General features: G+C 73.4%; 4 protein-coding genes. 2 read left to right on the top strand and 2 right to left on the bottom strand.

Annotated features, from left to right (window positions below):
* Window positions 1–101: 101 nt before the first annotated feature.
* Window positions 102–1,106 carry an extracellular catalytic domain type 1 short-chain-length polyhydroxyalkanoate depolymerase gene (locus V7E45_RS38615; protein ID WP_333778953.1) on the top strand — a complete coding sequence of 335 codons (1,005 nt, stop codon included), beginning with the start codon at window positions 102–104 and terminating at the stop codon, window positions 1,104–1,106.
* Window positions 1,107–1,136: 30 nt separating this feature from the next.
* Here the strand turns inward: V7E45_RS38615 and V7E45_RS38610 are convergent, their stop codons facing one another.
* Window positions 1,137–1,859: a DedA family protein gene (locus V7E45_RS38610; protein WP_333778954.1), complete on the bottom strand. Its 723-nt coding sequence runs from the start codon at window positions 1,857–1,859 to the stop codon at window positions 1,137–1,139.
* Between the two features lie 345 nt (window positions 1,860–2,204).
* On the opposite strand from V7E45_RS38610, the gene V7E45_RS38605 reads away from it, so the two are divergent.
* Window positions 2,205–3,767, top strand: a complete 1,563-nt coding sequence (locus V7E45_RS38605) for a hypothetical protein (protein WP_333778952.1) — start codon at window positions 2,205–2,207, stop codon at window positions 3,765–3,767.
* Between the two features lie 16 nt (window positions 3,768–3,783).
* Here the strand turns inward: V7E45_RS38605 and V7E45_RS38600 are convergent, their stop codons facing one another.
* Window positions 3,784–5,004: a hypothetical protein gene (locus V7E45_RS38600; RefSeq protein WP_443056351.1), complete on the bottom strand. Its 1,221-nt coding sequence runs from the start codon at window positions 5,002–5,004 to the stop codon at window positions 3,784–3,786.
* Window positions 5,005–5,160: the final 156 nt, after the last annotated feature.

The following is a 5,160-nucleotide window of genomic DNA, read 5'->3' as shown; positions in this document are numbered from 1 at the left end:
CGCCGGCGGGTCAGGGCGGGGAACCAGCCCCACTTCGAGCCCGCGCACTATGTGGTTCGGCCCCATGTCGCCGCCGTGTCAGGCTCCTACCATCCCGGGACATGCAGACCAGAGCCGCACGTCTGACAGCCGCCCTGACGGCCCTCGTGGCCGCCGTGGCCGCCGCCCTCCTCACCCCTCACCCGGCGGCCGCCGCCCTCCTCACCACCCGGCCTGCGGTCGCCGCCGCCTCCCTCACCGAAGTCACCGGCTTCGGCTCCAACCCCGGCGCGCTGCGCATGTTCCGCCACGACCCACCGGACCTGCCCGCGAACGCCCCCGTGGTCGTCGCCCTGCACGGCTGCGGCCAGGACGCCGGGTACGCCGTCGACAGCGGCTGGACCGCCCTCGCGGACCGCCGGCACTTCTCCGTCGTGGTCCCGCAGCAGTCCACCGCCAACAATCCGAGCATGTGCTTCGACTGGTTCCAGTCCGGGGACATCGCGCGCGGCACCGGCGAGGCCGCCTCGATCGCCCAGATGGTGGACCGCCAGCTCGCCGACGTGCGGGGCGACGCCTCGCGCGTGTACGTCACCGGCCTGTCCGCCGGGGGTGGCATGACCGCGGTCATGATGGCCGCCTACCCGGAGAAGTTCGCCGCGGGCGGCATCGTCGCGGGGCTCCCGTACGGCTGCTCCGACGCGGCGGGCGGTCCCTATCCGTGCATGTTCGGGTGGGCGAACCAGACGCCGGCCCAGTGGGGCGACCGGGTGCGCCGCGCCCGCCCCGGCTACCCCGGCCCCTGGCCCACGCTCACCGTGTTCCAGGGCTCGGCGGACGGCACGGTGAAGCCGTCGAACATGACGGACCTGGTCAGGCAGTGGACCGACGTCCAGGGTGCCGACCAGGGCGCCGACCTCTCCGACACCGTGGCGGGCTACCCGCACCAGATGTATCGCGACCCGGCCGGCCGGCCGGTGGCGGAGACCTACGGCGTCACGGGGATGGGCCACGGCCAGCCCGTCGACCCGGCGGCCGGCTGCGGGACCGCGGCACCGTACGTCCTGGACGTCCACCTGTGCGCGGCCGGGCGGCTCAGCGACACCTGGGGCCTCGGCCTCGGCTGACCGCACGGACCGGCACGGTTCCGGTCCCGGTCAGCACGGCCGGTCCCTCCGGCTCGGTCGGTCCACGCCGTCCATGTCGTCCCCGTCGTGGACGTCGTCCCCGTCGTCCCCGCCCCGGCCGGGCGCGTTCCGCCGGGCGCGCCGCGTCCGGCGGAACTCCGTCAGCAGGGGCAGCACGGACAGCGCGACGATCACCGCGACCATCGGCAGCAGGTAGTCGTCGACGTGCGCCACCGACGAACCGAGCAGGTAGCCGGCGAGCACCAGGCTCTGGGACCAGAGCAGGCCGCCGACGATCTGCCACAGGGTGAACGGCTTCGCGGGTACGCCGAGCGCGCCGGCCGCCGGGTGCAGCACGCTCCGCAGCATCGGGATGAACCTGCCGATCACGAGCGCCTTGCCGTAGCCGTAGCGGGCCAGCAGTCGTTCCGCCCGCCGCGTGCCCTCCTGCACGCGCCGGTTCGAGCTGTGGGAGAGCAGGGGCCGGCCGCCGTGCCGCCCGAGCAGGTAGCCCACCTGGGCGCCCGACACGGCGCCCACGGCGGCGCAGACCAGCACCTGCCACAGCTCCAGCCGCGGTGTGTGCTGGGCGTTCGCCGCGCACAGCACGCCGGCCGGGAACAGCAGGGTGTCGCCCGGCAGGAAGAAGCCGACGACCAGCAGCCCCGACTCGGCGAAGATCACCGCCAGGACGCCCAGCGCCCCGAACGCCGCGAGCAGGGAGGCGCTGTCGGTCGGATCGAGGGCGATCACCGCCCCCGCCTCCCCGTCCCGCACGTCGGTCGCATCCCTCCAGTGTCGCGTGGGCGCGCCCGAGCCGCCCTCCGTCCCGTGCGTGGAAAAAAGGGCGCCGACACCGAGATCACCGTCACCCCCGCCCGTGTACTACGCGGACGGCCGCAAGGAACCCGACCTGAGCAGCTGACGGCGGGCCCCGGCGGAGACGCCCCCGCGCGGGTCAACGAACCCCCACGCGGCCCTCCGCCCGGGCCGTCGGCCCCGCCTCCCCGGAAACCCTCTGCCGCACCCGCACCCCCGGGCCTTAGACTGCCGATTCGCCATGTCACGGGGGAAGTTGTCGACCGGGGGGAGCCCACCATGTCCGGAAATCCGTACGGCCCGAACCAGGGATTCGCGGTACCGCCGATGCCCACCGCACCGCCGCCCGCGCCACCGGACGGGTTGCGGGCGGCCGCCGTAGCCGTGCTCAACCTCAGCGGTCTCGGCCTCGGTTACGCACTCACCCGAAGATGGATCCCGGCGGCCGCCTGCTGGGCGGCCACCGCCGTCCTGCTGTTCGTCGCCCTGCCCGCCGACGCCGACGGCGTCCCCGGGCTCGCGCTCGCCCTGTACGCGGTGTTCCTGCTGCTGGCTGCCGTGCACGGCGCGATCGTGGGGCTGCGCACCCGGCTCACCCTGCCCGGTCCCGCGCCGCTCGCCCTTCTGCTCGGCGTGGTACTGCTCGCCGTACCCGCCGGCGGCGCGCTGTGGTACGACGACGCGCACGAGGACGCCGTGCAGCAGGCCCTCCTCGACCGCCTGGAGAGGGCCGACCACCTGGTGACGGCGGCGGGCCGGCACGAGTTCGCCACCGCCCGCTCCGACTACGGGACGGCCCTGGACGTCTACCGCGACCTCGCGGTCCACCACCCCGGCTCCCGGGCCGCCGACCAGGTCCCCGACCGCATGCGGACCTACTACAGCACCGTCGGCGCCGCCTACGGCCACCAGCGGTACTGCGAGGCGATCGAAGCGCTGAAGTACCTGCGCACGGTGCCCCGCTCCATGCCGAAGGAGCAGCTGGGGTCGCTGACGCGGTGGCCCGACGACCGGCTTGCCACCTCGCTGTACGAGTGCGGCCGGGCGGGCCTGACCGCCGGCCAGGACGACTGGGTGCCGCGCTTCGGTGATCTGCTGAACACCTTCCCGCGCTCGGCGCCGGCGGCCAAGGTCGCGTCCGCCGTCGCCGCGCAGGTGAAGACGGCGGAGAAGGCCGTGCACGGCGACGACCCCTGTGCCGCCGTCACGAAGTTGGAGGGCCTGCACACGCAGATAGGCGACCTGTCGGGTACGGCGCCGGGAGCGCCGGACGGTCTGTCCGGCTCCGCCGACCGGGCCGGCCGCAGCGGCGCGGCGGGGGAGTACGCCTGCGGTGTCGACCAGTACAAGGACGGCGACTTCGACGCCGCCCGCAAGACGATGGACCAGTACGTCTCCGACAACAAGCACGGCGGGAACCGGGAGCGCGCCAAGAAGATCGCCATCGGCGCCGAGGTGGCGCAGACCCTGCCCGCCGCCGGGAAGAAGCTGCCCACCACCGCCTCCGGCGGCAGCATCTCCGTCACCGTCAAGAACGACAGCCCCGACGACGTGACCGTCCTCTACACCGGCCCGGTCACCGGCAGCTTCACCCTCAAGGGCTGCGGGAGCTGCAAGGCGTACTCGTTCGCCGACACCATCCGGATCGGCTTCAAGCCCTGCAGCAGCGGCAAGAACTACCCGCAGCACACGCTCAGCCTGCCGGTCGGCACCACGTACTTCGTGCACCGGCCGCACGGCGCCAACACCTCCACCCCGGCTTCGGACACGGCGAAACTCCGGTCCGGGTACGTCTACACGGAGTGCGCCTACACGAGACAGAGCCTGGGCTCCACCTCCTGACCCCGGGGGGCGGCGGTCACGCGTCGGAGCGTGACCGCCCGCCCGCGCGCAGGAAGGCGCTCCAGCCGCCCTCGGGCCGCTCGCCGACCTCCAGCGTGCGCAGCCGCGCGAGGACGGCGGGGCTCTGGGCGTCGAGCCAGTCGACTATCTGCCGGAAGGAGACCAGGCGTACGTCCGGCCAGTCGGCGATCCGCCGCAGGGTCTCCTCCACGGCGTCCATGTAGATGCCGCCGTTCCACTCCTCGAAGTGGTTGCCGATGAAGAGGGGTGCCCGGTTCGTCTCGTACGCGCGCCGGAAGCCGGCCAGGTACGACTCCGTGGCCAGCACCCGCCAGGCCGGGTAGTTGTAGGAGGGGGCCCGGGTGGTGCTGCCCGACTGGTTGGCCAGCATGTTGTAGTCCATCGACAGCACCTCGAACCGGTGCCCCGGGAAGGGGATGCTCTGCAGCGGCAGGTCCCAGACCCCTCCCCGCCTGCGCGGCCAGCGCTGTTCGCCGCCCGGTGACGAGGCGTCGTAGCGCCATCCCAGTTCGCGGGCGACGGGCAGCAGGTTCTCCTGCCCGAGCAGGCACGGGGTGCGGCCTCCGATCAGCTCCCGGTCGTAGTCGAACGGCAGGGGCGGAAGATCGTGCCAACCGGAGTGCGTGCGCCAGGACTTGACGAAGGACCGGGCCTGCTCGATCTCCGAGTGCCAGTGCTCCGGGGCCCAGTCGGCAACGGACCCGGAACCGGCGCAGAAGTGCCCGTTGAAGTGCGTGCCGATCTCGTGCCCGTCCAGCCACGCCTCGCGCAGGCACTTCAGGGTCTCCTTGATGTGCGCGTCGGTGAGGTAGCCGATGTCGGAGGCGCCGACGGGGTTCAGCGGCGGCCGGTACAGCCGCATCCTCGACTCCGGCAGCAGGTAGAGGCCGGACAGGAAGAACGTCATGCGCGCGTCGTGCGCCCGCGCGAGTTCCAGGAAGCGGGGGAACAGCCCCTTGCCGGTCTCGCCCGCGCCGTCCCAGGAGAACACCACGAACTGCGGAGGGGTCTCGCCCGGCTCCAGGCGGGTGGGGGCGTCAGGCTGACGCGGCTGCGGGCCGGTGTACGACGTCGATCCGTCCCCGATGAGCCGCGGCGCCCCCGGGCTCCCGGGCGGCCCGCCCTGACCCTCGCGTTCTCCGCAGCCGCCCAGGGCGGCGACCGCGGCGCCGAGACCCGCGCCCAGACCGAGGCGCGCCACGTCCCTGCGGGTCATTCCACTCATCGGCATCCCAACCCACGCCGTGCCCGGGCGCGCTGTGCGCCCCCCTGCGGTGCGCAGGACACCAGGCACCGTAGAGCCGATAAGCATATAAATCGATCATTTGGGGCGGCGTGGCGGGCAAAGGGTGGCGACCGGTCAGGGCGGGCG

The organism is Streptomyces sp. IBSBF 3136, assembly GCF_036815105.1.
Classification (GTDB): domain Bacteria; phylum Actinomycetota; class Actinomycetes; order Streptomycetales; family Streptomycetaceae; genus Streptomyces.
The sequence above is the reverse complement of the archived record's forward strand: the minus strand, read 5'-3'. Positions and strand labels throughout refer to the sequence as shown.